This is a genomic window from Conyzicola sp., from assembly GCF_046714715.1.
In the GTDB taxonomy this organism is placed as follows: domain Bacteria; phylum Actinomycetota; class Actinomycetes; order Actinomycetales; family Microbacteriaceae; genus Conyzicola.
On the sequence record NZ_JBKKAD010000158.1, the window covers coordinates 1 to 23,853 of the forward strand.

Genomic DNA, 23,853 nt, shown 5'->3' on the forward strand with positions numbered 1-23,853 from the left:
AAGGAGATCCTTTGCATCCGGGTGCTCGGCGGCTCTGGTCGCCGCTACGCCGGCATCGGCGACGTCATCGTCGCCACCGTCAAGGACGCGATCCCGGGCGGAAACGTCAAGAAGGGTGATGTCGTCAAGGCTGTCGTCGTGCGCACCGTCAAGGAGCGTCGCCGTCCAGATGGCTCGTACATCAAGTTCGACGAGAACGCAGCCGTCATTCTCAAGGCGGACGGAGACCCGCGCGGCACGCGCATCTTCGGCCCCGTCGGCCGTGAGCTTCGCGACAAGAAGTTCATGAAGATCATCTCGCTGGCGCCGGAGGTTATCTAAGTCATGGCAAACATCAAGAAGGGTGACCTGGTTCAGGTCATCACCGGCAAGACCCAGGCCCGTGGCGGAAGCCGCGGCAAGCAGGGTCGTGTCATCGAGGTACTCACTGAGCGCAACCGCGTCGTCGTGGAGGGTGTGAACTTCATCACCAAGCACGTTCGTGTCGGCCAGACCCAGCGTGGCACCAAGACCGGCGGCATCGAGACCATGGAAGCGCCCATTCACGTTTCCAACGTCGCTCTCGTTGACCCCGAGACCAAGAAGCCCACTCGCGTCGGCTTCCGCACTGAGGTAGTGGAGAAGAACGGCGTCAAGCGCACCGTTCGCGTCCGCTACGCGAAGAAGTCGGGTAAGGACCTCTAATGACTGACACTGCAACCACGGCTGAGAAGACCCAGCCCGCTCTCAAGGTCAAGTACCGCAACGAGATCTCCGAGCAGCTGAAGAAGGACTTCGGTTTCACCAACGTTCACCAGATCCCCGGACTGGTCAAGGTTGTCGTGAACACCGGTGTCGGTGAAGCAGCGCGCGACGGCAAGATCATCGACGGTGCCATCAAGGACCTCGTCGCGATCACCGGCCAGAAGCCCCAGGTCACGCTGGCCCGCAAGTCGATCGCACAGTTCAAGCTGCGCGAAGGCCAGGCCATCGGCGCACACGTCACCCTTCGCGGCGACCGTGCGTGGGAGTTCCTCGACCGTCTGATCAACCTCGCGCTGCCGCGCATCCGCGACTTCCGCGGACTGAGCGACAAGCAGTTCGACGGTAATGGCAACTACACCTTCGGTCTGACCGAGCAGTCCATGTTCCACGAGATCGACCAGGACAAGATCGACCGCGTTCGTGGTTTCGACATCACCATCGTCACCACCGCCAAGAACAACGAGGAAGGCCGCGCGCTGCTCAAGGCGCTGGGCTTCCCGTTCAAGACGGCAGAGCAGAACTAAAGAGTCTCTTACGCGGTGGGGTAATTCCTGCCGCTAAGATGGAACGTTGCCCGAAAGGGCAACGTTCCGCTTTTGCACAATCCAAGCAACACCGATCGCACAGGTCGGCCTTCGTGTAACGGATGCCGAAACCAGACGAGATATGGAATAACAACACATGACAATGACAGATCCGGTCGCAGATCTGCTGACCAGACTGCGCAACGCTAACTCGGCGTACCACGAGACCGTGTCGCTCCCGAGTAGCAAGCTCAAGTCCCACATTGCCGAGATCCTGAAGGCCGAGGGCTTCATCGCCGGCTGGAAGATCGAGGAAGCCCGCGTCGGACAGACGCTGACGATCGACCTGAAGTACGGCCCGAACCGCGAGCGCTCCATTGTGGGCATCAAGCGCGTGTCGAAGCCCGGACTTCGCGTATACGCAAAGTCGACGGAGATCCCCAAGGTTCTCGGTGGACTCGGCGTCGCCATCCTGTCAACCTCCTCGGGGCTCCTCACGGACCGCCAGGCTTCCAAGAAGGGCGTGGGTGGGGAAGTCCTCGCCTACGTGTGGTAATCAGTCATGTCACGTATTGGAAGACTTCCCATCGTCATCCCTGCCGGGGTAGACGTGAAGATCGACGGCTCAGCCGTCTCCGTCAAGGGCCCGAAGGGCGAGCTCGCTCTCGTCATCGCCAGCCCCATTGAGGCCAAGATCGAGGACGGCCAGATTCTGGTCACGCGTCCCGACGACGAGCGCGAATCGCGTTCGCTCCACGGCCTCACCCGCACGCTGATCTCCAACCAGATCGTCGGCGTCACCGAGGGTTACACCAAGGGACTCGAGATCGTCGGTACGGGTTTCCGCGTAGCTGCCAAGGGCGCGTCGCTCGAGTTCGCACTCGGCTTCTCCCACTCGATCACGGTTGACCCGCCCGCGGGCATCAGCTTCACGGTCGAGGGCAACACCAAGATCACCGTTGTCGGTATCGACAAGCAGGCCGTCGGCGAAGTCGCGGCCAACATTCGTAAGTTGCGTAAGCCGGAGCCCTATAAGGGCAAGGGCGTGCGTTACGCAGGCGAAGTAGTCCGCCGCAAGGCCGGAAAGAGTGGTAAGTAGAAATGGGTCTCGGAACTAGAGGCAAGAGCAAGTCGGCCGCCAAGGCGCGCCGTCACACGCGTCTTCGCAAGAAGGTCGTCGGCACCGAGCTGCGTCCACGCCTGGTCGTCACGCGTTCGGCCCGTCACGTATTCGTGCAGGTCGTCGACGACAGCAAGGGTTTCACCCTCGCATCGGCGTCGACCCTCGAGGCTGACATGCGCACTTTCGACGGCGACAAGACCGCCAAGGCACGCAAGGTCGGCGAACTCGTCGCCGAGCGCGCGAAGGCTGCCGGCGTCGAAGCCGTTGTATTTGACCGTGGTGGTAGCAAGTACGCGGGTCGCGTCGCCGCTATCGCCGATGGAGCTCGAGAGGGTGGACTCAACCTGTGAGCGATGTATCTAAGGAGCCAGTTGTGGCTGCAGAAGTAACAGAGGCACCGGCAGCCGTAACGGCCGAGGCCATTGCGGCCGCGGTCGTCGTCGACGCCCCCGCCACCGACACCACGAACGAGCCTCGCGAGGCCCGCCGTGGCGGTCGCGAGCGCAGCCCGAACCGCGACCGTGGCAACAGCCGCGACGCGGAGAAGAGCCAGTTCCTCGAGCGCGTTGTCACGATCAACCGCGTGTCCAAGGTCGTCAAGGGTGGTCGTCGCTTCAGCTTCACCGCTCTCGTCGTCGTCGGAGACGGTAACGGCCTGGTCGGCATCGGCTACGGCAAGGCGCGCGAAGTGCCTACCGCCATTTCCAAGGGCGTCGAAGAGGCGAAGAAGAACTTCTTCCGCGTTCCTCGCGTCGGCGTCACAATCCCGCACTCGGTGCAGGGTGAGGCCGCTGCCGGAGTTGTGTTGCTGCGTCCGGCGTCCGCCGGTACCGGTGTTATCGCTGGTGGACCGGTTCGCGCCGTCCTCGAGTGCGCCGGCATCCATGACGTGCTGAGCAAGTCGCTCGGCTCGTCGAACACGATCAACATCGTGCACGCCACGGTCGCTGCCCTCAAGCAGCTCGAGGAGCCTCGTGCGGTCGCCGCACGTCGTGGCCTCCCCGTCGAGCACGTTGTTCCGGCTCGCCTCCTGCGTGCCGAAGCAGAAGCTAAGGCAGGTGTCTGATGGCCGCTCGCCTGAAGGTAACCCAGATCAAGTCCAAAATTAGTGAGAAGCAGAACCAGCGCGACACCCTGCGGAGCCTCGGGCTTCACCGCATCGGTGACGTGGTGGTTCGCGAGGACAACAAGCAGAACCGTGGCTACGTGAACACGGTTGCTCACCTCGTCAAGGTCGAGGAGATTGACTAATGGCTGAAGAAGAAACGGTAGCGCCCAAAAAGGCTCCCGCGAAGAAGGCAGCCGCTCCCAAGGCCGCTGCTGAGAAGGCTGCTCCGGCAGCCGAGAAGAAGACCCCTGCCAAGAAGGCTGCTGCACCCAAGGCTGACGCCGCGGAGAAGGCACCTGCCGCAAAGGCCGCCCCCAAGGCTGCCGCCGCAAAGGCACCCGCCAAGGCCAAGGCCCCTGCTAAGGCAGAGACCGCAGCCAAGGCTGACACGTCGTCCGAGGTCGTCGCGGCTCCCGCCGAGAAGGGACCTCGCGCTGCGAAGTCCGTCTCGACGAAGCCGGCAGCCGAGGCTGATGTCCGCCCGCAGGTCCTCAAGGTCCACCACCTTCGTCCGGCTGTCGGCGCGAAGAAGGACAAGACCCGCGTCGGACGCGGTGAAGGTTCCAAGGGTAAGACTGCGGGCCGTGGTACCAAGGGCACGAAGGCGCGCTACAACGTGCGCCCGGGCTTCGAGGCCGGAAACATCGGCTTCGTCATGCGTTCGCCGAAGCTGCGCGGGTTCAAGAACCCGTTCCGCGTCGAGTACCAGGTCGTCAACCTCGAGAAGCTCGCCGACCTCTACCCCACCGGTGGAGACGTCACGATCGCTGACCTCGTCGCCAAGGGTGCCGTTCGCAAGAACGAAAAGGTTAAGGTTCTCGGCGATGGCGACATTGCGGTTAAGCTGAACGTTGCAGTTGACAAGGTCTCCGGCTCTGCTGAGCAGAAGATCGTTGCAGCAGGCGGTTCGGTCAAGTAGTACAACGCTCACGCGTTGAGACAGCCACCCTAGCGGCTGTCGACATTGGTTGGGGGTTGGGCCGTCGAAACATCGGCGGCCCACTCCGGCCTCTGCTCTTATATAACCTGGAGGACTTGTGTTTAGAGCCGTCGCGCGGATCTTCCGTACGCCAGACCTGCGCAGGAAGATCGGGTTCACGCTCGGTATTGTTGCCCTGTTCCGGCTGGGATCGTTCATCCCCGCACCGTTCGTCGATTTCGGCAACGTTCAACTGTGTCTCGCCGGTAACGCGGGCACCGATGGTCTCTACGACCTCGTCAACCTCTTCAGCGGTGGAGCCCTGCTCCAACTGTCCATCTTCGCGCTCGGCATCATGCCGTACATCACGGCATCGATCATCGTGCAGCTGCTCCGCGTGGTCATCCCGCACTTCGACACCCTCTACAAGGAGGGCCAGACCGGCCAGGCGAAGCTCACGCAGTACACGCGCTACCTGACGATCGCCCTCGGCATCCTGCAGTCCACGACGCTCATCACCGTGGCCAGAAGCGGCGCCCTGTTCCCGTCGAACTCCGGTATCGCCGAGTGCAACAACCTCATTACCAACGACGCCTGGTACGCCATCATGCTCATGGTCATCACCATGACCGCCGGCACTGGCCTCATCATGTGGATGGGCGAGCTCATCACCGAGCGCGGCATCGGCAACGGCATGTCGCTGCTGATCTTCACATCGATCTCCGCCACCTTCCCCGCCGCACTCTGGAGCATCCAGCAGTCGAACGGCTGGGAGATCTTCATCCTCACGATCCTCGTGGGAATCGTGATCATGGCCGCGGTCGTGTTCGTGGAGCAGTCGCAGCGGCGCATCCCCGTGCAGTACGCGAAGCGCATGGTCGGCCGGCGTACCTACGGCGGCAACAACACGTACATCCCGATCAAGGTGAACATGGCCGGCGTCGTGCCCGTCATCTTCGCGTCATCCTTGCTCTACCTGCCGGCTCTCATCGCCCAGTTCAACCAGCCGGCCGCGGGCGAGGCGCCCGCCGAGTGGGTCACCTGGATCCAGAACAACCTCACCTCGGGCGACAACCCGCTGTACATGGCGGTCTACTTCCTGCTCATCGTCGGTTTCACCTACTTCTACGTGGCCATCACGTTCAACCCCGAAGAAGTCGCCGACAACATGAAGAAGTACGGCGGATTCATCCCCGGCATCCGTGCCGGTCGTCCGACCGCCGAGTACCTCGACTACGTGCTGACGCGAGTGACCCTTCCGGGTTCGCTCTACCTCGGCCTGATCGCGCTCATCCCGCTCATCGCCCTCGCGACGGTCGGCGCCAACCAGAACTTCCCGTTCGGTGGCGCGAGCATCCTGATCATCGTCGGTGTCGGACTCGAGACGGTCAAGCAGATCGATTCGCAGCTCCAGCAGCGTCACTACGAGGGCCTCCTCCGTTGACCCGCCTCCTGATCGTCGGTCCGCCCGGCGCGGGTAAGGGCACGCAGGCCGCCCGCATCACGTCGACCTACGGTGTTCCCGACGTCTCGACCGGCGACATCTTCCGTGCGAACATCAAGAACGAGACGCCGCTCGGCGTGCAGGTCAAGGCGATCATCGACTCCGGCGACTACGTGTCCGACGAGCTGACGAACGCCCTGGTGAAGAGCCGTCTCGAAGAAGACGACGCGATCGACGGCTTCCTGCTCGACGGGTACCCGCGCACGCTCGAGCAGGTGCAGTACCTCGACGAGCTGCTGGCCGGCAAGGGCCAGGCGCTCGACGCCGTCATCCAGCTGGTCGCCGACCAGGACGAGGTCGTGGCCCGACTGCGCAAGCGCGCGATCGAGCAGGGTCGAACGGATGACACGGAAGACGCCATCCGTCACCGCCAGGAGGTCTACGCCCGCGAGACCTCGCCGCTGATCGCCGTCTACCGCGACCGTGGCCTTCTCATCGAGGTCGACGGCCTCGGTGAGATCGACGACGTGGCCGGCCGAATCGCCGACGCTCTGGCCGAGCGCGGCATCGCCGCGAACGAGTCGTCCGTCGAATCGGCCTAGTGGCTTTCCGGTCGAACATCTACAAGACGGCCGCCGAGCTGAAGCTCATGGTCGAACCGGGCCTGATCACGGCTGCCGCGCTTGACGCGGTGCGCGCCGCGATCGTGCCCGGCATCACCACGCTCGAGCTCGACGCGATCGCCGAGAAGATCATCCGCGCGGCGGGAGCCGAGCCGAACTTCATGCTCGTTCCCGGCTACCGCCACACGATCTGCGTCTCGGTGAACGACGAGGTCGTGCACGGAATCCCCGGCCCGCGCATCATCCAGCCGGGCGACCTCGTTTCGGTCGACTGCGGTGCGCAGCTCGCCGGCTGGAACGGCGACTCTGCGTTCAGCGTCGTAGTGCCCGACCCCTCGCGCCCCGAGCTGGTCGCCGAGAGGCAGCGGCTGTCGGATGTCACGGAGCAATCGCTCTGGCACGGGGTGGCGGCACTCGCCACCGTCAAACGTCTCAACCATGTCGGGGCGACCATCGAGCAGTACATCGAGTCGCAGGGCGACTTCGGCATCATCGAGGACTACACCGGCCACGGCATCGGCCGTTCGATGCACGAGGAACCGCCCGTCTTCAACTACCAGGTTCGCGAGAAGGGCCCGGAGGTCAAGGCCGGACTGACCGTCGCCATCGAGCCCATGCTGACCGGCGGCACGATCGACACCGTCACGCTGGCCGACGACTGGACGGTCACGACGACCGACGGCACGATGGCGGCGCACTGGGAACACTCCGTGGCCGTGCACGCCGGCGGCATCTGGGTGCTCACCGCGGTCGACGGTGGGGCGGCCGCACTGGCGCCGCTCGGAGTCGTACCCGTCGCGATCGGCTGAGCCGTGTCATCCGCAGGCCGGTCAGTATAGAACGGACTTGGCGAAACGCCCGGTAATGACCTAAGCTTGATCTTTGGTGTTTCATGCCGACTTCTGTCGTGCCGCCGCCGTCTCTTCGGAGGCCGGGAATCACCACTATCCACGCACGACCATCAAACAATACTTTTAGCGACGAAGAGGCTATGGCCAAAAAAGACGGTGTCATCGAAATCGAAGGCGCAGTAGTCGAAGCTCTGCCCAACGCAATGTTCCGCGTTGAGCTGACCAACGGCCACCGTGTTCTTGCTCACATCTCGGGCAAGATGCGCCAGCACTACATCCGCATCCTCCCTGAGGACCGCGTGATCGTGGAGTTGAGCCCTTACGACCTGACCCGCGGTCGGATCGTTTACCGCTACAAGTAACAGTTTGCTGGAAAGTAACGGCCCTCGGCATCCCGAGAGCACGACGACAGCGACACACAAGGAATCACCATGAAGGTCAACCCCAGCGTCAAGAAGATCTGTGACAAGTGCAAGGTCATCCGCCGTAACGGCAACGTGATGGTCATCTGCGAAAACCCTCGTCACAAGCAGCGCCAGGGCTAATTAGACCCCCGGGTCTAATAGCGCATTACAACTACATAGCAACTCCAGATCCCGGCTAGCCGGGGGACACCATCGGTTGGAGGCCGGTGCACAGGAGTTGCTACAGACCTCCAATAGGTAACAGGAGAAGCCACCATGGCACGTCTAGCCGGCGTCGACATCCCGCGCGACAAGCGCGTAGAGGTCGCACTGACTTACATCTACGGTGTTGGCCGCACGAGCGCTCTCAAAACGCTCGCCGACACCCAGATCAGCGGCGAGATCCGCGTAAAGGATCTCACCGACGATCAGCTCATCGCACTTCGTGACTACATCGAAGTCAACTTCAAGGTAGAAGGTGACCTCCGACGCGAGGTAGCCGCCGACATCCGCCGCAAGGTCGAGATCGGCTCCTACCAGGGCATCCGCCACCGTCGTGGACTTCCGGTCCACGGCCAGCGCACCAAGACCAACGCTCGTACCCGCAAGGGCCCGAAGCGCACCGTAGCCGGCAAGAAGAAGGCGCGCTAGTCCCTGGCCTCGCCAGTGACTACGCCTTCATCGCCCTTACGTACATAAGACTTCGGAGAAAATAATGGCAGCACCAAAAGCCGCGGCTCGTAAGCCTCGCAAGAAGGAAAAGAAGAACATCGCCGTGGGCCAGGCCCACATCAAGTCGACGTTCAACAACACGATCGTGACGATCACCGACCCCACCGGAGCTGTTATCAGCTGGGCGTCGTCGGGAACCGTCGGCTTCAAGGGTTCGCGTAAGTCGACCCCGTTCGCCGCTCAGCTTTCGGCGGAGTCCGCCGCTCGCCAGGCGCAGGAGCACGGCATGAAGAAGGTCGACGTCTTCGTCAAGGGACCGGGTTCAGGCCGCGAGACCGCGATCCGTTCGCTTCAGGCAGCAGGCCTCGAGGTCGGCTCGATCAGCGACGTCACCCCGCAGGCGCACAACGGTTGCCGCCCGCCCAAGCGTCGCCGCGTCTAATTCCCTTCGCTGGCCCCGTACGCCGCCCGCGGTCATATTGCGATATGACCGCAGGCGGCTACTCGGCCATCTCGTTCTTTCACAACTCAACAACCGATGAGCCCGCCACTCGTCGTATCCCAAGTGTCATATAGCGGACACTTCGCCGAAAGGAATCACCAGTGCTGATTGCACAGCGTCCCACTCTTGCCGAAGAGAACATTTCCGAGTTCCGTTCGCGGTTCGTCATCGAGCCGCTCGAACCCGGCTTCGGTTACACCCTCGGCAACTCGCTTCGCCGCACCCTTCTCTCGTCGATCCCCGGCGCTGCTGTCACGAGCATCCGTATCGACGGCGTCCTCCACGAGTTCAGCACCGTTCCCGGTGTCAAGGAAGACGTCACCGAGGTCATCCTGAACATCAAGGGACTCGTCGTCTCGAGCGAGCACGACGAGCCGATCACGGCGTACCTGCGCAAGCAGGGTGCCGGCCAGGTCACGGCCGCCGACATCTCGGCTCCGGCCGGTGTCGAGATCCACAACCCCGAGCTGCTCATCGCAACGCTGAACGAGAAGGCGAAGTTCGAACTCGAACTCACCATCGAGCGCGGCCGCGGCTACGTCTCCGCGACGCAGAACCGCAGCGAGTTCAGCGAAGCCGGCCAGATCCCGGTCGACTCGATCTACTCGCCCGTTCTCAAGGTCACCTACCGCGTCGAGGCAACTCGCGCCGGTGAGCGCACCGACTTCGACCGCCTGGTCGTCGACGTCGAGACGAAGCCCGCGATCACGCCGCGCGACGCTATCGCTTCGGCCGGTCGCACGCTGACCGAGCTGTTCGGCCTGGCCCGCGAGCTCAACACCGCTGCCGAGGGCATCGAGATCGGCCCCGCGCCGGTCGACGCCGTCCTCTCCAGCGAGCTGAGCATGCCCATTGAAGACCTCGACCTGTCTGTGCGCAGCTACAACTGCCTCAAGCGTGAGGGAATCAACACCGTGAGCGAACTCGTCGCACTGTCGGAGACGCAGCTCATGAACATCCGCAACTTCGGTCAGAAGTCGGTCGACGAGGTCAAGGACAAGCTCGTCGAGATGGGACTGTCCCTCAAGGACTCGGTTCCCGGCTTCGATGGCGCCCACTTCTACGGCGGCTACGACGACGAAGAGCCCACCGCCTAATTCGGCGTTCTCGATTTCGACTTCCTCACCTACTGGAGATTAACTAATGGCAGCACCAACCAAGGGACCCCGCCTCGGCGGCGGACCGGCGCACGAGCGCCTGATGCTCGCGAACCTCGCGGCATCGCTCATCACCCACAAGAGCATCAAGACCACCGAGACGAAGGCCAAGCGCATGCGCCCCCTCGTCGAGCGCATGGTCACCTTCGCCAAGCGCGGAGACCTGCACGCCCGTCGTCGCGTTCTCGCCACCATCGGTGACAAGAGCGTCGTACACGAGCTCTTCACCGAGGTCGCTCCCCTCGTGGCCGACCGCGAGGGTGGCTACACGCGCATCACCAAGCTCGGTTTCCGTAAGGGCGACAACGCTTCGATGGTGCAGATCGAGCTCGTTCTCGAGCCCGTCACCCCGAAGCCGAAGTCGGCCAAGAAGACGGCGAAGGCCAACGCTTCCGAGGCCCCCGTCGTGAACGAGACCGTCGTCGACGAGCCCGTTCTCGAGGAGGCTCCCGCCGAGGAGACCACGACCGACGAGACGACCGAGGCTCCCGCAGCCGAGGACGCCAAGTAGTCCTTCTCTTCATCTGCAACGGCCCCGCTCACCGAGCGGGGCCGTTGTCGTTTAACCCGCGCGGGGCATCCGCACCCCTGACTGCGACGGCGAGCCGAGGGGCAAACTTTCGACCTTGACGGCCGGTTTCAGCGTCGAAACTTTGCCCCTCGGGGCCGCGGCGACCCGAGCTGCTTCGGGCGGGGCAAAGAATCGACGTTGAGTGCCCGCTTAGGGGTCGATTGCTTGCCCCTCTGTTCGGCGGGCGAGCCGAGGGGCGGATGACACGGGGCGCGGTCAGCGCTCGGTGGGCTTGTCTCCGCTGAGGTGTGGCCCGCCGTCGATCTGCGGCTGCTCCACGAGGCGAAGCAGCGCGCTCGTGACAGCGTCCACGTAGATGCCGCCGCCGACCGGGCCGCCCGCGTGGATCTGGTCGCCCGCCAGCACGTCGAGGTGCGGCTGGATGGCGGCGTGCCAGTCGGCGAGCTCCACCGAGCGGGCGCGCTGCGCGTACGAGCCGAGGATCTCGTTGACGCCGGGCGTCCACCCGCGCGGCGCCTGCACGTTCACGAGCACAATGCGCGTGCGCTGGCCGACGATCTGCTTGACCTCGCGCAGGGTGCTCGCGTCGATCGAGCCGTTCGTGCCGAGCCCCAGCACCAGGAACGGCTTCATCGTCTTGGCCTTGACCATCGACCTCACGAGGTCGGGGGCCGCCGACATCTGGCGGGAGACCACCGCGTCGACGGTGATGCCCGGGAAGGCCGCCATGAGCTCCGGCGCAACGGCGAGCATCACCGAGTCACCAATCGCCACCATCTGGTCGCCGCGCGGCAGCATCGGCTGGGACGGAGGCGGGGGAGTCGGCGACGGGCTCGCCGCGCGTGCCTCCGCGGCGGCGATGGCGGCCTCCCCGGCGCGGATGCGGGCCGCGGCCAGGCCCGACCCGGGATCCACGGCGATAGCGCCGACCGTGAGCGCCCCGGCGGTGACCGCGGCGACCGCCACGAGCGACGCCCGCAGCCAGGCGCCCCTGCGCACGCCCCACCGGTCGCGGCGCCACTGCGTCACGAACACGCGCGCGCTGACCCGGAACCCCTGGCGCCGGATCGGCACCTCGACGAACGCGTAGGAGAGCGTCGCGGCGGCCAGGGTAAGCACGAGCGCGATGCCACCTGCCGCCCACAGCGTCGCCGGCGAACGGTCGCCGGCCGGCAGCGCACCCAGCACGAGCACGAACACCGGCCAGTGCCACAGGTAGATGCCGTACGAACGCCGGCCGATCCACCGCAGCGGCTGCACGTCGAGCGCGCGACCGAGCAGCGCGCCCGGCACCGTCGCCGTCGCGATGGCGACCACGCTCAGCGCGGCGACGAGCACCAGGCCGCCGCGGTAGGTCGACGCCGCCTCGGCCGGCATAACGACGGCCAGCGCCACGAGCCCGCCGACGGCGAGCAGCCCGATCAGCCCGCCGAAGACGCGGTCGCCGCGCGACTGCGGAACCGCGAATCCGGGCCACTCCTGCCGCGCGATCGCGAGGGCGGCGCCCAGTGCCAGTCCGAAGCTGTGGGTGTCGGTGCCGTAGTAGACGCGCGTCGCGTCGGAGCCGTCGAGCAGGGTCGCCATAGAAACCGCGGATGCCACGGCCACCGCCACCACAAAACCGAGCCGCAGCCACCGCGACGGTACCGCCCACAGCAGTACGACCACGAGGGGCCAGAGCAGGTAGAACTGCTCCTCGACAGCGAGCGACCAGAGGTTGCGGAACAGCTCGGGCGTGGTCGAGTCGAGATAGCTGGCACCCTCGGCGATCGAGAGCCAGTTGTAGCTGAACGTGGAGGCGCCGAGCAGCTGGCGGCCGATGCCGACCAGCACGTCGCCGCCGACGACGAACGCGGCCGCCGACGAGGCGAGCAGCACCAGCGCGAGGGCCGGCAGCAATCGTCGGGCGCGACGCTGCCAGAACTGCAGTACGTCGATGCCGCCGCCCGCCACACGCTCGCGCAGCAGCAGCGTCGTGATGAGGAAACCGCTGATCGGGAAGAAGATGTCGACGCCGAGGTAGCCGCCCACCAGCACGCCGGGCGCGAGGTGGAACAGCACAACGAGGGTCACCGCGATGGCCCGCAGGCCATCGAGGCCAGCGAGCCGTTCGGCGGGAGCGTTCACCGCGAGTACGGGATGTGTGAGGGTCATGAAGAGGGGCGCATTCGATCTGCGCACCCCACAAGCCTAGACTCGCTGCGTGGAAAACCAAGCGACCAGGAGAGTGCGACTGGACATTTCCTACGACGGAACGAACTTCTCCGGCTGGGGCAGCCAGCCGAATCTGCGCACCGTGCAGGGCGAGCTCGAGAACGCTCTCGCCGTGATCCTGCGCAAGTACGGCGAGCCCCCGGTGCTCACCGTCGCCGGCCGCACCGACGCGGGTGTGCACGCCCGTGGCCAGGTCGCCCACGTCGACCTCAACCCGGCCCAGATCGCGAAACTGCAGAAGCACCGCGGCGGTCCGACGGCGCCGCAGAACCAGGCCCCCGCCGCTCTCGCGCGCCGGCTCAACGGACTGGCCGGGCTCGACAGCGACGTCTGGGTCACCGACGCGAGCTGGGCGCCCGAGGGGTTCGACGCCCGTTTCTCGGCGATCTGGCGTCGCTACGAATACCGGGTCGCGGATGCCGCGGCTCCCCGAAATCCGCTGGTGCGTAACCACACCGTGTGGCACCACGCAAAGCTCGACCTCGCCGCCATGCAGCTCGCCGCGTTCTCCCTCGTCGGACTCCACGACTGGGCCTCCTACTGCAAGCCGCGCCCGGGGTCGACGACCATCCGCGAACTGCAGGAGTTCAGCTGGCAGCGCCTCGACGACGGCGTGCTCGTCGCGCACATCAAGGCCGACGCGTTCTGCCACAGCATGGTGCGCGCGCTTGTCGGCGCCTGCGTCGCCGTGGGGGAGGGCAAGCTCGGCATCGAGAGCCTGGCGGTGCTGCGCGATCAACTCGAGCGCACCAGCGACTTCAAGGTGATGCCCGCGAAGGGCCTGATCTTCACCGAGGTGGGCTACCCGGAAGACCACGAGATGGAGGACCGCGCCGAACTCACCCGCCGGCGCCGCGGCGTCGTGGTCTGGGACGACCGGATAACCGCGCTGCGGCATGCCGAAGGGCAGGCGATACTCGCCGCCCGCGCCAAAGAGGCCGAGGAGTTCGCGCGAGGCGCATCCGAAGACCTTTTGACTCAGGCACCACCCGTCGACTAGTGTTGACCCTTGGTGTCTGCGCCCCTGTGCGCGATACCCGATCATGAGCCCTCCACCGGCGTCGTTCCCTCGCATTGCGTCGAGAAACGGTCCATCGGAGCGGGATTCACGAACAACTCACTCGATCAAGAAGGCAGCACTACTGTGACTCGTACTTTTTCCCCCACGCCGGAGGATGTCCAGCGCGACTGGCTCATCATTGACGCAGAGAACATCGTTCTCGGCCGTCTGGCCAGCCACGTTGCGGCGCTTCTGCGCGGCAAGCACAAGGCGACGTTCGCTCCCCACATGGACATGGGCGACTTCGTCATCATCATCAATGCGGAGAAGGTCGCCCTCACCGGCTCCAAGCTCCTGCAGAAGAAGGCCTACCGCCACTCGGGTTACCCGGGCGGCCTGACGGCGACCACGTACGCGGAGCTGCTCGAGAAGCACCCGACGCGCGCGGTTGAGAAGGCTGTTCGCGGCATGCTCCCCAAGAACTCGATTGGTCGCGCACAGCTGACCAAGCTCAAGGTCTACACCGGCACCGAGCACCCTCACGCTGCCCAGCAGCCGAAGATCTACACCCTTTCCCAGGTCGCTCAGTAGCGCCGGCTTAGAAACTAAGGACGTAACTACCGTGGCCCAGATTTCAGACATCATCGAAGAAGCTCCTCAGAGCTACTCGACCGAGACTCCCGCCGAGGCGGCTGTCAAGGTTCCCCGCGCAGTACTCAACGTTCCCGGCGCAGCCGTGGGTCGTCGCAAGCAGGCCATCGCCCGCGTGCGCATCACCCCCGGCACCGGAACCGCGACCGTCAACGGACGCGAGCTCGCCGAGTACTTCCCCAACAAGCTGCACCAGCAGCTGATCAACGACCCGTTCAAGGTTCTCGATCTGCTCGGCAGCTACGACGTGATCGCCAAGATCACCGGCGGCGGCCCCTCGGGCCAGGCAGGCGCACTGCGTCTCGCCATCGCGCGTTCGCTCAATGGCATCGACCGCGAGAACAACCGTGCGGCCCTGAAGAAGGCCGGCTTCCTTACTCGTGACGCCCGCGTCATCGAGCGCAAGAAGGCCGGACTCAAGAAGGCCCGCAAGGCTTCGCAGTTCTCGAAGCGCTAAAACGCGTTTTATGCCAAGGCTCTTCGGCACAGACGGTGTTCGCGGTCTAGCGAACGAAGACTTGACGGTAGAGCTGGCGCTCGGGCTTGCCCAGGCGGCAGCCGTCGTACTTGGTAAAGGACAACACGCTGACGGTCGGCGCGCTTCGGGGCGCCGACCGATCGCGGTTGTCGCGCGGGATCCCCGCGTGTCCGGCGAGTTCATCTCCGCCGCCGTCGCCGCGGGGCTCGCGAGCTCGGGGGTCGACGTCTACGACGCCGGCGTCATCCCGACTCCGGCCGCGGCGTTCCTCACCGCGGATTTCAAGGCCGACTTCGGCGTCATGATCTCCGCGTCGCACAATCCGGCCCCCGACAACGGCATCAAATTCTTCGCCGTCGGTGGCACGAAGCTTCCCGATGTCGTGGAAGACCGCATCGAGCTCGCGCTCGGTGCGAAGAAACTCTCCCCGACGGGCGTCGAGGTCGGGTTCATCCGGCGCTTCGCCGATGCGGAAGACCGCTACGTCGTGCACCTGCTGTCGACGCTGCCTCACCGCCTCGACGGTATCCACGTCGTGCTCGACTGCGCCAACGGTGCTGCCGCCGGCGTCTCGCCCCAGGTCTTCACCGACGCGGGCGCGACGGTCACCGTGATCGGTGCCGAGCCCGACGGCTACAACATCAACGACGGCGTGGGCTCGACCCACCTCGACAACCTCGCCCGTGCCGTGCTCGAACACGGCGCAGACGTCGGAATCGCGCACGACGGCGATGCCGACCGCTGCCTCGCGGTCGACCACGTGGGCAACGTCGTCGACGGCGACCAGATCATGGCCATCATCGCGCTGTCGATGAAAGAGCGTGGTCTGCTGAAAGACGACACCCTCGTCGCGACCGTGATGAGCAACCTCGGCCTGCGCGTCGCCATGGAGGAGAACGGCATCACCGTTCTGCAGACCTCCGTGGGCGACCGCTACGTGCTCGAGGCGCTCAACGAGAAGGGCCTCTCCCTCGGTGGCGAGCAGAGTGGTCACGTGATCATGAGCGAGTACGCCACGACCGGCGACGGAATCCTCACCGGCATGCACCTGCTCGCCGAGATGGCGCGCACGGGCAAGTCGCTCGCCGAGCTCGCCTCGGTGATGACGGTGTACCCGCAGATCATGGTGAACGTGCGTGGCGTCGACCACCACTCGCTGAAGTCGAGCGAGGTCATCGCGCTCGCGGTGAAAGAGGCCGAAGCCGAGCTGGGCGACACCGGCCGCGTGCTGCTGCGCCCCTCGGGCACCGAGCCGATGGTGCGCGTCATGGTGGAGGCCGCCGACCAGGCGACCGCCGACCGCATCGCTCACGAGCTCGCCGACATCGTGCTCATGGAGCTGAAGCTCTAACTTCGTCGTCGTGTCATCCGGCCCCGCCCGCTTCTTCAACAGGACGCGACGGGCCGACGCCCCGAATCCTTCCTGTTGACGGGCAGGCGCGGCCGAAACGTCCTGTTGCGGGGCGCTCGCGCGGCCGCGGCCGGGGTCAGATCTTGCGCAGCAGCACGCTGTCGACGGCGTGGTCGGCGTTCTTGCGCAGCACGAGCGACGCCCGCGCCTTCGTGGGCAGGATGTTCTTCTCGAGGTTCGGTTCGTTGATGCTCGTCCAGATGCCGCGCGCACGGGTGCGGGCCTCGTCTTCACTCAACGACGCGAACCGGTGGAAGTAGCTGCGCGGGTTGGTGAACGCGCCGCGCTGCAGGCTGAGGAAGCGCTCCTCGTACCAGGTGGCGATGTCGCTGGTTCGGGCGTCGACGTAGATCGTGAAGTCGAACAGGTCGCTCACCGCCAGGCGGTGGCCGGGCGCCGCGGGCTGCAGCACGTTCAGCCCCTCGACGATCAGCACGTCGGGCTGACGCACCACGATCTCCGCGTCCGGCACGATGTCGTAGTGCAGGTGCGAGTAGAACGGCGACCGCACCTCGGCCACCCCGCTCTTGACCTGGGTCACGAAGCGCAGCAGTGCCCGGCGGTCGTACGATTCCGGGAAGCCTTTGCGGTCCATGATGCCGCGACGCTCGAGCTCGGCGTTCGGGTGCAGGAAACCGTCTGTGGTCACCAGCTCGACCCGGGGGGTGTCGTCCCAGCGGGCGAGCAGTTCGCGCAGCAGGCGGGCGACCGTCGACTTGCCCACGGCGACCGAGCCGGCTACGCCGATCACGAACGGCGTGCTGCTGGTGCTGGCGCCGAGAAACTCGGTGGTCTGGCGGTGCAGGTTGCGGGCGCCGGAGACGTAGAGATTGAGCAGCCGGCTCAGCGGAACGAAGACCTCGCTGACTTCTTGCATGTCGAGCACTTCGCCGAGGCCGCGCAGCTGCACGATCTCGGTCTGGCTGAGCGGCAACCGGGTGTTCGGGGCGAGCGCCGCCCAGTCGTGGCGGTTGATCTCCAGGAACGGGGAGAGGTGGCCGTTGGTGCCAGCGCGGTCAGTCATCGGGCGTTCAGGGCGAGCTCGTCGTCCGCCCGATCGTCGACGTCTACGGTTCGGTGCGACGCGACCCAGCGCAGGATGAGAACGAGCGCGGCTGAACATCCAACGAAGTACAACACGCTCAGTCCCGCCCACGTGAGAGGCGGGTGCCACAGCGGATCAATGAACATCGATATCCAGTCCGAGGTGGCCACGACGTATCGGCGCAAAACGAAAACGAACGCGTACAGTTGCGCGACGAACACCACGACGACGCCCGCCCGCACCAGGGCCGCCTGCGAGGCGGTGAGGCGGGATTTCGCGACGCTATCCAGTGCGATGCCACAGGTGATCAAGAGCACGGTGTAGACGGGGATGCCGTAGCGCCCCTGCCACAACATGCCCACCTCGTTGTACAGCGCGGTTTGAACAGCGACCGGCACGAGAACCGCGGCGGCGAGCGACACCAGCACGGCGATCCGGAGCCGTCCGTGCGTCAGCGCTATCGCGGCCAGTATCGTCACCGCGATAGCGGTACCCCACACGAACTGCACGAAGAGGGGTGCCTGCAGTTCGAGAACGCCGAACAGGCCGATCCAGTCGCGCCAGGAGTCGAACGTGCGCTCGAACATCAGGATGACGACGCGGAGAAGGCCCGGCTCGCGGTGATCCACCGCCCCGTCGGGGCTGATCGCGCGAATGGATAGCTGCGTCATCCACACCACGACCCAGACGAGGGCCAGCAGCATCCCGCCGAGGGCGAACCAGACCTGCCGCAGTTTCAGCACTTCGAGCAGTCGAGCGCCCGGCACCAGAAGCATGCACACGATGCCGATGATGAGCACCCAGAGGACGGCGATCGTACGGCCGCTGGTCAGGAGGATGGTCGAGACGATTGCCAGCGAGGCGTAGACCCAGAGCTGTCTGGCCGACAGAGACGTTCGGAGAATGAGGGCGATGACCGCGGTGAGTGCGCCGGCGCCGGCGATCTCGACGCCGTTCGGGTTGATCACACCGCCGAGCAGCAGCACCGACGGGGTTGTCGCAGCGACCGCGGCGAGCACTGGCCAGACGGTGCGAGCCTGCGCCCTCAATGCGACCACCATGATCGTGAGCAGCATGGACACGACTAGAGCGCTGGCGATGCGGATTCCGTAGAGCGCGGCCTCGCCCTTCATGACGAGTGTCGGCAGGCCGACGATCGCGTAGTAGACGAGGTTGTTCGACGCTGCCGTGCTGGCGGAGTCGACGAGCGTGGTGTCGTCGCCGATGTCGCCCTGGCAGTCGACGGCCTGAAGGATGTTGCCGGTGTAACACTGCAGCTCCACCGCGCGTTCGACGTAGTCGGGCACCTGCACGAGTGGGAAACGAAATACCCCGTCCTGCGCGTAGTCGCCGACAACGTCGCCGCGCACCACGGCGGCCGAGCGTGTGGTGTGCGACGGCTCGTCTGGCGTTCCCATCAGCGGCGTGGCCAATGCCCAGCTGATGGTCAAGATGAGAAAGGTGCCGAAGACGGCCAGAATGTGGCCGGGGCGCGTCACTCGCGCCAGGATGGACGCAGGCATACCTGCGATCCTACATTCCACGGGGAAGTGTCCACGCGGGACCGCGAGACCCGACGCGTCGTCAGCGCGTGATTTTCGGGATGCGATATCGTTGGCGATCATCGGGGGCGTTCCCACGCCGCCCGTGACGGCAAAGGAAGAATCGCCATCTCACACACATCTCCCGACCACGCCCCCTCCACGCGGGGGACGCGCGGTGCTCGCAATCGCGGGTGGCGCCGCTGGGTGGCGCCCCTCTCGCTATTCCTGATCTCGTTGGCGGTCGTGGCGGTAGCCGTGCCGCAACAGACCGAGCTTTCGCCTTTCGACGAGTATGTCTACATCGACTACCTCGCCAAGGTGCCTGACCAGCTCGTACTGCACCAGGGTGAGGAGACCGGCGAGTACGCCCGCGATCAGCTCGACTGCCGGGGCGTGATCATCCTCGGCCCGACCCCCGTCAACTGCGGGCCGGCGACGACGGTACCGCCGCAGGACGGGCTGACCAGCGCCGACATCTACTCCCCGACCTATTTCGCGATCACGCGCGTATTCGCCCAACCGCTGGTGTGGACGGGGGTGGGGCTGGTAGACGCAGGCCGCCTCGCGGGCGGTATCTGGCTGGGCCTCGGTGCCGTGCTGCTCTTCTTCTTGATGACACGGCTCTGGGTGCCACGGATGCTGGCTTGGGGGCTCGCCGTCATCGTCATCATCTCCCCGGCCTCCCACTGGTCGAACACCTACGTATCGACCGACGCGCCGTCGCTCGCGGCCGGCGCGGCGGTCAGCCTGCTGGGGGTCTTGGTCTATCAGCGCAAAAGACATCCGGCGTGGCTCGCCGTGGCCGCCGCGCTCGTCGTGCTGCTGAAATTCCAGAACATCATTTCGGTCGCACTCGTCGCGATCGTGCTCGTCGTGTTCGGCGTGAAGCAGGCTTACGCCGAGGCCGGCAACGACAGGCGTCAGCTCCTCGCCGGCATCGCTCGAAGCCGACCGGTGCGCGTGGCTGTCGTGGTCCTGCTCGTTTCGCTGGTGACTCAGTTGGCGTGGATGATCGTGCGTTCGGCCATCTCCTATGGGCCGTCGCCGGTGCAGGGCGTCGACGTTCCCTTGACCAAGACCGAGCTGTTGCTTCAGGCATTCAACTTCTTGCGATTCACCCCTCTCGGGTTTACCGAGAGCCTGGACTCTCCCATCCCTCTCGTAGTGGGCATCATCCTCGTGACCATCACGACCGCCGGCGTCATCGGGATGATCTTCACGGCCAAGGCAGGGTCTCCGAAGGCGATCATCGCGGGCTCCACCCTGTTCGCGAGTATGGCATCGGCCCCCGTACTCGCAGTCGTCGTGTACCTGATCGTCGGTGAGTACGCCGAGTTGCGACCGCGTTATGGACAATCTCTTCTCGCCGCGTTCGTCCTGTGTGGCGGATGGCTTCTCGCCCAGAGAAAATGGAGCTCCCCGGTCGTCGCCGGCGGTGCGGCGCTCCTTCTCGTTGCCTCGTTAGTGACCTCCTGAGATGAGCGAGACGACGGGCAGCGCGCCGAAGGTCGACTCGGGCAGCGGCCAAGCACGGTCGCTGCGCAACGCGGCCATCTTCTCCACCGGCGGCATCGCCGTGCAGGGCGGCACCAAGCTGCTCTTTACGATCGGTATCGGCCGCGCGTTCGGCAGCGAGACCCTCGGTGAGACGAGTGCTCTCATCTCCCTGTCGATTTTCGCCGCGCTGTTCTGGCCGACGCCGGCGGGCAACACCGTTTCGCGGCTCCTGGCCGTCGCGCTGCACCGTGGAGACTCGGATGCTGCGGTGCTGCGCCTGCTCGGCCGCAGCTTCTGGCTGTCGTGCGTGGTGCTCGGAGCCGCCGCCGTACCCATCGGGCTCGCGCTCGGCGCGGAGCTCATACCGTCGCTGTTCGGTGCCTGGCTCGTGGTCGGGTACGCGGGGTACGCATACGCGCGCAGCGCCCAGCTCGGCCGACACAAAGCAATGCGGGTCGCCCTGTGGGATGGGCTGACGTCGTTCGTGACTCTCGCCGCGCTGGTCGGCGTCGTCGTGGCCGGCATCCCGGCGATCGCGCTACTGCCGCTCGCGGTCGGGTACACCATCTTCACCATCGCGCTCTGGCCGCGCGCTCGCGTCGCGGGCGCCGAGCACCCCACGACCGGCGTGCTCGCCTTCGCCGGCTGGAACGTCATCGCCGGCCTGGCCTCCAACGGACTGCTGCAGATCATGATGCTCGCGGCGCAGGTCTACAACCCGGGCCACGAAGCCGGGCTGTTCGCCACGGCGTTCTCGCTCGCGACCCCGGCCTCGATGCTCGGACAGGCGGCAAGCCAGGTCATCATCCCCGCGTTCGCCCATCGAACCCGAAGCGACGCACCCCTGCGCTCCGCGGCGGCAATGAAGTTGCTCTTCGGCTTCAGCGCTCTGGCGTTCGCCGTCTTCGGAGCGCTGGCGCTCGTCTCGCCCTGGATAGTGCCCCTGCTCTACGGCCAGGATTTCGCCGACGCGGTACCGCTGCTGCAATACATGCTGATCGGTGTCTTCGTCTTCACCGTCGCCCTGATCCCGAGCGCGCTGCTGCTCGCGAACGGTCACTCGCGTGCCGTGGCTATCAGTTCGTCAGTGGGTTTTGTGGTGGGGCTCGTCGTGATTCTGACGCTCGGGCCGAGCATCGGAATGTACGCCGGCATCTGGGGGTTCAGCGTCGGCTCCGGCATCGGGCTTGCCGCCCTGCTCGTTCTCGGGCTGCGCCGCAGTGATGTCGAGGCGCCCCTCGAGGGCTTCGACCCGCTGCCGTAGGAAGGCCGACTGCTCTGCCAGCGCCCTCGTCTTCTCTTCGAGGTTGGTGAATTCGGCGCCGTGCTGAACGGAGAGCAGAAACAGGATCACGATGGTCACGAAGAACCCGAGGTTGATCGGCGCCGCGACTCCGACCGCTTTCGCGACCCAATCCAGCAGCGAGGGGAAGATGCTCACCAGCAGGGCGAACAGCGACGCGATCACCCACCAGACGGCGTGACGCTCGCGGACCTGGCGACGCCGCAGCAGTTCGAACACAGCGATGACGACGAGTCCGGACGACACGATGCCGAAAATGTAGGCGGTGGTGGTCATCGGATGCTCCCGGTGCGGCCGGTCGCGGAGGTGTCGGTCTCGCGCAGCGGATACGGGTGCGCGGTGAGCGAGATGATCAGGGCGGCGAGTGCGCGAACGAGGTAGATGGTCGACCGGAATGCGTTCTGCGAGGGCACGCCGCCGGCGCGCTCGCGCATCGCCACCGGAACCTGCCGCACCGTCGCTCCGGCGCGCAGCGCCAAGACGAGAGATTCGACGGTGTCGCCGAGGTATTCCGAGGGGTAGTGCGAAGCGAACAGTTGCACCGCGCGTGGCCCCGCCCCGCGGAAGCCCGAGGTCGTGTCGGTGAGACGGGTGCGGGCAATGCGCGACATGGTGACGGCGAGCAGCTTCATCGCCCAGGCGCGCGGGCCGGACGCCTTGTATTCGCCCTCTCCGGCGAATCGTGCGCCGATCACGATGTCGACCTCGGACAGCGCATCAACGAGGGTGGAGACATCGCGCGGGTTGTGCTGGCCGTCGGCGTCCACCTGCACGACGTAGGTGAATCCGTGCTCGACCGCATAGCGGAACCCCGCACGCATCGCGCCGCCGACGCCGAGATTGAACGGCAGCTGCAGAACTGTCGCGCCCGCCAGCCGGGCTCGCTCGGCCGTCGCATCCGTCGAACCGTCGCTGACGACGAGGCACGTGACACCGGGGACCGCCGAGAGCACCTCGGCCACGACGGCGCCGACGGCCTGCTCTTCGTTGAACGCGGGCATTACAACGAGGGTGGCCTCGAGCGCCGTAGCGAGGTCGGGGGAGGCAGTGCGGGATGTCACGTCACTTGCCCTTTCCGGATTGTTCTCCTGAGGAGACGCGGTTGCGGCCCGGAAGAAAAGCGTATCGCAGCAGGGTCGCGACGGCTCCGGGATTGCGGGCTTTAGCCGCGGCAGGGAGCCTGCTCGCCGCGTTCAGCCGGGACGAGAACCGGTTGCGCGCCGCCCGACGGGCGTGCTTCCAGCCGCGGGCGCCGTACTCCCGAGCGATGCGCTCGAAGAACGCGCCCTCCTCGGCGAACCTGCTGCCCTCGACCGCGCGCCACGACGAGACGCTGGCCGCATGACGCCGATAGAGGAAGACCGGTTCGTCATCGACGACCAATGTCGCACCGTCGAAGACGAGATCGATCGCGAGCGCCAGGTCTTGCACGGTGCTGAGGTCGGGCCGGAAGCCGAACCTAACGAGCGCCTCCCGGCGCCAGCACAACGACGGGAAGTACATCCAGTTGCCCCGGGTCAGACTCACCGCCAGCTGCTCGCCGCTCAGTTCGAAAGTGCCACGGATACTCGGCCGGTACCGGTCTTTGGTCCAGTCGACGAGGGTCGAGACGGGTTTCCCGCCCCCATCGATCACCCGGACGCCCGGCTGCACGAACGTGGCGCGAGGGTGGGATCGGGTGATGCGGGCGACGGTGTCTACGTAGCCGGGAAGCATCACGTCGTCACAGCCGAAGATCGTGACCCACTCGTTGACGGCGAGGTCGATGCACGCCTGGAAATTGAGGTTGATGCCGAGATTGACCTCGTTGCGGCGGTACTCGATGCGCTCGTCGCCGAGGGATACGAGCCACTCACCCGCGCTCAGGTCGGGATAGCAGTCGTCTATGACGACGAGTCGCCAGTCGGGATCGGACTGCCCGACGACGCTCAGTACGGCTTCTCTGAACTGGTCGACGCTCCCATAGAAAGGCATCATGATGTCGATCGTCACGCTGGTTGCTCCACTCCCGGTCGGCATGAACTTACCAGCCGCGAGCTCGGGCGCAGCCACGCCGCGACCCGGCGACACGACACCATGACAACCGAGGCGCCCTCGATACCGTAAA

29 protein-coding genes and 1 pseudogene are annotated in these 23,853 nt (G+C 65.6%); 24 read left to right on the top strand and 6 right to left on the bottom strand.

Annotation, left to right across the window (positions count from 1 at the left end):
- From rplN to rplQ, 18 genes are all read left to right on the top strand, one after another.
- Positions 1 to 321 (top strand): 50S ribosomal protein L14 (gene rplN, locus ACLQ6X_RS11700; RefSeq protein WP_411700338.1); only part of this gene is annotated, 321 nt, incomplete at its 5' end.
- Between the two features lie 3 nt (positions 322 to 324).
- On the top strand, positions 325 to 684 hold the full coding sequence (gene rplX, locus ACLQ6X_RS11705; protein WP_188511392.1) for a 50S ribosomal protein L24: 360 nt from the start codon (positions 325 to 327) through the stop codon (positions 682 to 684).
- Positions 684 to 1,268, top strand: coding sequence for a 50S ribosomal protein L5 (gene rplE / locus ACLQ6X_RS11710; protein ID WP_188511393.1), 585 nt, complete (start codon positions 684 to 686; stop codon positions 1,266 to 1,268). The genes rplX and rplE overlap by 1 nt, the downstream gene beginning before the upstream one ends.
- Positions 1,269 to 1,425: 157 nt before the next feature.
- Positions 1,426 to 1,824, top strand: coding sequence for a 30S ribosomal protein S8 (gene rpsH / locus ACLQ6X_RS11715; protein ID WP_188511394.1), 399 nt, complete (start codon positions 1,426 to 1,428; stop codon positions 1,822 to 1,824).
- 6 nt (positions 1,825 to 1,830) lie between these two features.
- Positions 1,831 to 2,367: a 50S ribosomal protein L6 gene (gene rplF / locus ACLQ6X_RS11720; RefSeq protein WP_188511395.1), complete on the top strand. Its 537-nt coding sequence runs from the start codon at positions 1,831 to 1,833 to the stop codon at positions 2,365 to 2,367.
- Between the two features lie 2 nt (positions 2,368 to 2,369).
- Entirely contained in the window at positions 2,370 to 2,741 is a 372-nt protein-coding gene (gene rplR / locus ACLQ6X_RS11725; protein WP_188511396.1) for a 50S ribosomal protein L18, read from the top strand.
- A 71-nt stretch (positions 2,742 to 2,812) separates the two neighbouring features.
- The gene (rpsE, locus tag ACLQ6X_RS11730; RefSeq protein ID WP_411700363.1) at positions 2,813 to 3,457 is read left to right on the top strand and encodes a 30S ribosomal protein S5; all 645 of its coding nucleotides are present in this window, start codon (positions 2,813 to 2,815) and stop codon (positions 3,455 to 3,457) included.
- Complete coding sequence (rpmD, locus tag ACLQ6X_RS11735; RefSeq protein WP_188511398.1) at positions 3,457 to 3,642, top strand: 50S ribosomal protein L30; 186 nt, start codon at positions 3,457 to 3,459, stop codon at positions 3,640 to 3,642. Before rpsE ends, rpmD begins: the two co-directional genes overlap by 1 nt.
- Complete coding sequence (gene rplO, locus ACLQ6X_RS11740; protein WP_411700339.1) at positions 3,642 to 4,418, top strand: 50S ribosomal protein L15; 777 nt, start codon at positions 3,642 to 3,644, stop codon at positions 4,416 to 4,418. Before rpmD ends, rplO begins: the two co-directional genes overlap by 1 nt.
- A gap of 118 nt (positions 4,419 to 4,536) precedes the next feature.
- Complete coding sequence (secY, locus tag ACLQ6X_RS11745; RefSeq protein WP_411700340.1) at positions 4,537 to 5,862, top strand: preprotein translocase subunit SecY; 1,326 nt, start codon at positions 4,537 to 4,539, stop codon at positions 5,860 to 5,862.
- Complete coding sequence (locus tag ACLQ6X_RS11750; RefSeq protein WP_411700341.1) at positions 5,859 to 6,464, top strand: adenylate kinase; 606 nt, start codon at positions 5,859 to 5,861, stop codon at positions 6,462 to 6,464. The genes secY and ACLQ6X_RS11750 overlap by 4 nt, the downstream gene beginning before the upstream one ends.
- Complete coding sequence (map, locus tag ACLQ6X_RS11755; protein WP_411700342.1) at positions 6,464 to 7,294, top strand: type I methionyl aminopeptidase; 831 nt, start codon at positions 6,464 to 6,466, stop codon at positions 7,292 to 7,294. The genes ACLQ6X_RS11750 and map overlap by 1 nt, the downstream gene beginning before the upstream one ends.
- Before the next feature lie 182 nt (positions 7,295 to 7,476).
- Positions 7,477 to 7,698 carry a translation initiation factor IF-1 gene (infA, locus tag ACLQ6X_RS11760; protein WP_055811571.1) on the top strand — a complete coding sequence of 74 codons (222 nt, stop codon included), beginning with the start codon at positions 7,477 to 7,479 and terminating at the stop codon, positions 7,696 to 7,698.
- Between the two features lie 69 nt (positions 7,699 to 7,767).
- The gene (rpmJ, locus tag ACLQ6X_RS11765; RefSeq protein WP_022883251.1) at positions 7,768 to 7,881 is read left to right on the top strand and encodes a 50S ribosomal protein L36; all 114 of its coding nucleotides are present in this window, start codon (positions 7,768 to 7,770) and stop codon (positions 7,879 to 7,881) included.
- A 135-nt stretch (positions 7,882 to 8,016) separates the two neighbouring features.
- Complete coding sequence (gene rpsM / locus ACLQ6X_RS11770) at positions 8,017 to 8,391, top strand: 30S ribosomal protein S13 (RefSeq protein WP_354024938.1); 375 nt, start codon at positions 8,017 to 8,019, stop codon at positions 8,389 to 8,391.
- A 64-nt stretch (positions 8,392 to 8,455) separates the two neighbouring features.
- On the top strand, positions 8,456 to 8,854 hold the full coding sequence (gene rpsK / locus ACLQ6X_RS11775) for a 30S ribosomal protein S11 (protein ID WP_411700343.1): 399 nt from the start codon (positions 8,456 to 8,458) through the stop codon (positions 8,852 to 8,854).
- A gap of 161 nt (positions 8,855 to 9,015) precedes the next feature.
- On the top strand, positions 9,016 to 10,011 hold the full coding sequence (locus tag ACLQ6X_RS11780) for a DNA-directed RNA polymerase subunit alpha (protein WP_184232772.1): 996 nt from the start codon (positions 9,016 to 9,018) through the stop codon (positions 10,009 to 10,011).
- 46 nt (positions 10,012 to 10,057) lie between these two features.
- Positions 10,058 to 10,582 (top strand): 50S ribosomal protein L17, encoded by a 525-nt coding sequence (gene rplQ / locus ACLQ6X_RS11785; protein WP_411700344.1) that lies wholly within the window; start codon positions 10,058 to 10,060, stop codon positions 10,580 to 10,582.
- Between the two features lie 276 nt (positions 10,583 to 10,858).
- On the opposite strand, the gene ACLQ6X_RS11790 is transcribed toward rplQ, so the two are convergent.
- A complete protein-coding gene (locus tag ACLQ6X_RS11790) occupies positions 10,859 to 12,784 on the bottom strand; it encodes an acyltransferase family protein (RefSeq protein WP_411700345.1) in 1,926 nt (641 codons plus the stop codon).
- Positions 12,785 to 12,806: 22 nt separating this feature from the next.
- Between ACLQ6X_RS11790 and truA the strand changes: the two genes are divergently transcribed.
- The 4 genes from truA to glmM all read left to right on the top strand — a co-directional run bounded on the left by truA (position 12,807) and on the right by glmM (position 16,297).
- Positions 12,807 to 13,817 carry a tRNA pseudouridine(38-40) synthase TruA gene (gene truA / locus ACLQ6X_RS11795; protein WP_411700346.1) on the top strand — a complete coding sequence of 337 codons (1,011 nt, stop codon included), beginning with the start codon at positions 12,807 to 12,809 and terminating at the stop codon, positions 13,815 to 13,817.
- A 144-nt stretch (positions 13,818 to 13,961) separates the two neighbouring features.
- A complete protein-coding gene (gene rplM, locus ACLQ6X_RS11800) occupies positions 13,962 to 14,408 on the top strand; it encodes a 50S ribosomal protein L13 (RefSeq protein ID WP_411700347.1) in 447 nt (148 codons plus the stop codon).
- Between the two features lie 31 nt (positions 14,409 to 14,439).
- On the top strand, positions 14,440 to 14,925 hold the full coding sequence (gene rpsI, locus ACLQ6X_RS11805; RefSeq protein ID WP_354024932.1) for a 30S ribosomal protein S9: 486 nt from the start codon (positions 14,440 to 14,442) through the stop codon (positions 14,923 to 14,925).
- A 10-nt stretch (positions 14,926 to 14,935) separates the two neighbouring features.
- Entirely contained in the window at positions 14,936 to 16,297 is a 1,362-nt protein-coding gene (gene glmM, locus ACLQ6X_RS11810) for a phosphoglucosamine mutase (RefSeq protein WP_411700348.1), read from the top strand.
- Between the two features lie 136 nt (positions 16,298 to 16,433).
- Here glmM and coaA read toward each other — a convergent pair whose 3' ends face one another.
- Positions 16,434 to 17,381: a type I pantothenate kinase gene (coaA, locus tag ACLQ6X_RS11815; protein WP_411700349.1), complete on the bottom strand. Its 948-nt coding sequence runs from the start codon at positions 17,379 to 17,381 to the stop codon at positions 16,434 to 16,436.
- Positions 17,378 to 18,925, bottom strand: a complete 1,548-nt coding sequence (locus ACLQ6X_RS11820; protein ID WP_411700350.1) for a DUF2142 domain-containing protein — start codon at positions 18,923 to 18,925, stop codon at positions 17,378 to 17,380. The genes coaA and ACLQ6X_RS11820 overlap by 4 nt, the downstream gene beginning before the upstream one ends.
- A 225-nt stretch (positions 18,926 to 19,150) precedes the next feature.
- Between ACLQ6X_RS11820 and ACLQ6X_RS11825 the strand changes: the two genes are divergently transcribed.
- Together ACLQ6X_RS11825 and ACLQ6X_RS11830 are read left to right on the top strand one after the other, a co-directional pair.
- A complete protein-coding gene (locus ACLQ6X_RS11825; RefSeq protein ID WP_411700351.1) occupies positions 19,151 to 20,422 on the top strand; it encodes a hypothetical protein in 1,272 nt (423 codons plus the stop codon).
- A 469-nt stretch (positions 20,423 to 20,891) separates the two neighbouring features.
- Positions 20,892 to 21,410, top strand: a pseudogene (locus tag ACLQ6X_RS11830) (oligosaccharide flippase family protein); the annotation flags it as partial.
- A gap of 117 nt (positions 21,411 to 21,527) precedes the next feature.
- Here ACLQ6X_RS11830 and ACLQ6X_RS11835 read toward each other — a convergent pair.
- From ACLQ6X_RS11835 to ACLQ6X_RS11845, 3 genes are all read right to left on the bottom strand, one after another.
- The gene (locus ACLQ6X_RS11835) at positions 21,528 to 22,022 is read right to left on the bottom strand and encodes a DUF2304 domain-containing protein (protein WP_411700352.1); all 495 of its coding nucleotides are present in this window, start codon (positions 22,020 to 22,022) and stop codon (positions 21,528 to 21,530) included.
- The gene (locus tag ACLQ6X_RS11840) at positions 22,019 to 22,747 is read right to left on the bottom strand and encodes a glycosyltransferase family 2 protein (protein ID WP_411700364.1); all 729 of its coding nucleotides are present in this window, start codon (positions 22,745 to 22,747) and stop codon (positions 22,019 to 22,021) included. Before ACLQ6X_RS11840 ends, ACLQ6X_RS11835 begins: the two co-directional genes overlap by 4 nt.
- A 61-nt stretch (positions 22,748 to 22,808) precedes the next feature.
- Entirely contained in the window at positions 22,809 to 23,798 is a 990-nt protein-coding gene (locus tag ACLQ6X_RS11845) for a glycosyltransferase family 2 protein (RefSeq protein WP_411700353.1), read from the bottom strand.
- Positions 23,799 to 23,853 lie beyond the last annotated feature (55 nt).